Here is a 2,576-nt window from a genome sequence, read left to right on the forward strand (position 1 = left end):
GAGATGCATCAGGCCGTTAACAGAAAACAGCCGCAGTATAGCGCTGTTACGCTCAAAAGGATCAAATGATGCGCATAACTGTCGGATGCTCCCCAATCAGGGCAACCAGAACAAACCCGGAAAAGCCGGGTGCCTGGGAGCACTTTCCCTGCTCATCCTCCCGGCAATAGGGGTCGGATACATCATCCTGAATATCGCTTGAACCATGAAAATTCGCAAACTCACCCCGGAATATTATTCCAAGGCCGCATCTTTATTGGATCATGCCTTTGCACCGAGCAGATACGAGGTCCAGCTCTTTGACAAACTGCATGAGCAAAATCGGCCTGTTCACGAATGGGTAGGCCTGATACGCGATAGCGTTGTCGCGTATATTGGGTTTACGAATGCCTACAACGGAAAAAAGATCGTCGGCCTGCACCTTGGGCCTATAGCGGTGCAACCACAGATGCAAAGGCGGGGAATCGGGTCTGAGTTACTGCGATTTGCCTTGAGGCAGGGGGGGGGGCGGGAGAATACGATTTTTGTGTTTGGAGATGTAAAGTTCTATTTCAAGTTTGGGTTCGAGCCTTGTCCAGTACCGAGATGTCCTTTTGATAAGGGAAACAGGAATTTTCTAAGCATCAGAAACGAAACTGGTGAAGAATATACCGTCGGGTATGAGCCTGAGTTTACAGAAATTGCATTGGGCAAAAATCAATACAAGATGTCATCCAGAAAGCGGGGTAAATTTTGAAGTATGGTAAGGGGTGCAGGTTGAGATAAACTGGAGAAACCTTGACTTCTAACGCAAGCCATCAGATGTGGTTTTGGCGAACTCCAAAATTAATTGCTTCATGACTTGGTTAGGCTCTTGCTCGACAGCGGCAAAAGATGCGCCACTACCACTCAGAAACTCTTCTTTCGCTGCGCAGCGTAAAACGTACGATAAATCTCTGAGCATTGAACCAGAAACCTTAACATGATGTGGAACAATTCTTGGCTTATCTATTTCAAATGGAAGTACTATTAAACAATCTGTTGGGGTTAAGGGCATTACAACATATAGCCCGTTTTCATAATCCCCAAATAGGTTGCAAACATCCGGCAGTACAAAATCTGGCGTTTCTGAGCGTGCTATCACCCAACGGCTATGCATTATAGGTCTCGCCAATTTGTCGTAGAAGTCATTCTGACTATACAATGTCTCGTACACGGCCCTCATATATTCCTTATCTTCGACCTTTTCCGGACCTACTTCAGAGGCAACGACGGGAGCAACCGATTTTTCTAGCGACTCCATGAAATGTGGGTTTCTTATCCGTTGGATTACTATAAAACCGACCAAAGCCTCGCGCTGAGGGCGATTCAACGGCTCTACATTCAATAACATTTGAATCGGTCTTACGGCATCACCTTCTAGCAGTCCCAAATATGCTTCTAATTTGTCGGAATATAGATTTTTTCGAAACCCCCAGTTACCAAGAGGCGTTTTCTTTTGCGCTTCAAGTCCTTCTGGTCTCTTGATGTTTCTGTAAACAAACTGCCCTTCCGCCCAATATCGCTTTATAAATGACTTTGGAATGAAATGGTTTTCTTCAACTTTCTTTGGGGTAATAAACGTTTTCTTATGTTGTTTCTCCTTTCTTAGTGCAGCTTCTGTTTTTGGCTTCCACCTCTCCGAGTATATTCGTAACCAAACTCTATCAGCATAAATTTGTGCAGTATTGGATATATATTCTTTCCCTTCTTTATTAAAGCATTGTTGGTGTTCATCCTGAGGATCAATATCGTCGATTAACCGACCGTTCATGCGGTCAGCCACAACTTTTTCTGAAATGAAGAAAATTAACTTAGCCAGCTCAAGCGCTATCTCTTCACGAAGATCAACATGTAAATCGTTCATTTGAGGTTTCGCGCGAGCAAACATCTCCTCAATTATTAAGTTAACCACCCCGTTCCACACTTTTGCAAGCTGCTCGGCTTTTTTAGGAGAGGCAGTAGGATCAATTCTCAGGATAGAGTTCACCATCGGTTCGTAGGCCAAAGGCTCAATTTTAATCGACTCGCATCATTTGAGCGTCGGCTGGGAATTTTTGTTTGGTCGATAAATTATGTTTGCCAAAAAAATAGAAAATCATAAAAAGCACTCCCCGCCCCATCAAAAATTGCCTCCACGCATACGCGACAATTCCTCTGAAACTAATTGAGTAGGCAATTCAAAAAAGTCGAATAATGCATATAGGGGAGACAACAGAGGATGCACGATTTCCGGCAAGTTTGTATCTATTGCTTGTGCGTCCACATGTGTATTCAGCGTAATTGAATGCTGACGTGCTATTTGATTCCCCCAGACATGGCGTCTATGGTCAATGCTTGTGAGTTCTCGCCCGGATAAACCTTCATAGGTGGCAACAAATCTTATCGTTGTTGGTCCTTCAAACAGGTTTCCGGCTAAACGTTGCGCCTGCAGAAGCGTCTCGCCGATTCTCCATACCGGAAGTGTAACCTGAATCAGTGACAGCCATGGCCGGATTTCCCTTTCATGGTTCTGTTAAGTCGTTTTTCAGGGAGTGACTTCTCCCCAAGTTGGCATA

At 44.5% G+C, this 2,576-nt stretch carries 3 protein-coding genes; 2 read left to right on the plus strand and 1 reads right to left on the minus strand.

The window, feature by feature from the left end:
- Together Q362_RS24385 and Q362_RS0117595 are read left to right on the plus strand one after the other, a co-directional pair.
- Positions 1-202: hypothetical protein (locus Q362_RS24385; RefSeq protein ID WP_211248536.1), on the plus strand; the 202-nt coding region annotated here is incomplete at its 5' end.
- A 3-nt stretch (positions 203-205) separates the two neighbouring features.
- Positions 206-736: a GNAT family N-acetyltransferase gene (locus tag Q362_RS0117595; RefSeq protein ID WP_028319685.1), complete on the plus strand. Its 531-nt coding sequence runs from the start codon at positions 206-208 to the stop codon at positions 734-736.
- 48 nt (positions 737-784) lie between these two features.
- Here Q362_RS0117595 and Q362_RS23240 read toward each other — a convergent pair whose 3' ends face one another.
- Positions 785-2,011 carry a DUF4238 domain-containing protein gene (locus Q362_RS23240; RefSeq protein WP_084312980.1) on the minus strand — a complete coding sequence of 409 codons (1,227 nt, stop codon included), beginning with the start codon at positions 2,009-2,011 and terminating at the stop codon, positions 785-787.
- Between the last annotated feature and the right edge of the window lie 565 nt (positions 2,012-2,576).

Source organism: Desulfobulbus elongatus DSM 2908, from assembly GCF_000621145.1.
Classification (GTDB): domain Bacteria; phylum Desulfobacterota; class Desulfobulbia; order Desulfobulbales; family Desulfobulbaceae; genus Desulfobulbus; species Desulfobulbus elongatus.

Coding starts and splice junctions, on each gene's coding strand:
- Q362_RS0117595 (WP_028319685.1), top strand. CDS start 206: ATGAAAATTCGCAAACTCACCCCGGAATATTATTCCAAGGCCGCATCT.
- Q362_RS23240 (WP_084312980.1), bottom strand. CDS start 2,011: ATGGTGAACTCTATCCTGAGAATTGATCCTACTGCCTCTCCTAAAAAA.